This window comes from Streptomyces sp. NRRL S-87, from assembly GCF_000719335.1.
GTDB lineage: Bacteria > Actinomycetota > Actinomycetes > Streptomycetales > Streptomycetaceae > Streptomyces.
The window spans coordinates 1-331 of the sequence record NZ_JOGB01000213.1 but is presented as its reverse complement, the minus strand read 5'-3'; the positions used below and the strand labels follow the sequence as shown (position 1 = coordinate 331).

The following is a 331-nucleotide window of genomic DNA, read 5'->3' as shown; positions in this document are numbered from 1 at the left end:
GCGGCTGAGCTGTCACGGCTGGGGCTCGTACAACCAACCGGCCCTCTTATCTGTCTTGTTCGGCGACGTCTGACCGACATCGGCCGCCGAACAGGACTGAAGGACTTGATGAACCCAGCCAGACGCACGACCGCCACCGCCTTGGCTCTGGCCACGGCAGGCGGAGTGCTCTACGCCACCGCCGTACCTGCTTCCGCGGCGGTGAACTGTACTTCCCCCGTCTTCACACGGCAGTTCTTCGCGAACACGACGTTCTCGGGCGCGCCGAAGAAGACGGACTGCGATTCCAAGATCGACCAGAACTGGGGCAGCGGAGCCCCTGTCTCTTATA

The 331-nt window shown here is 63.1% G+C and carries 1 pseudogene; it reads left to right on the top strand.

The annotated features are described in order from the left end of the window. Window positions 1-108: 108 nt before the first annotated feature. Window positions 109-331: pseudogene (locus IF43_RS43355) on the top strand (hypothetical protein); the annotation flags it as partial.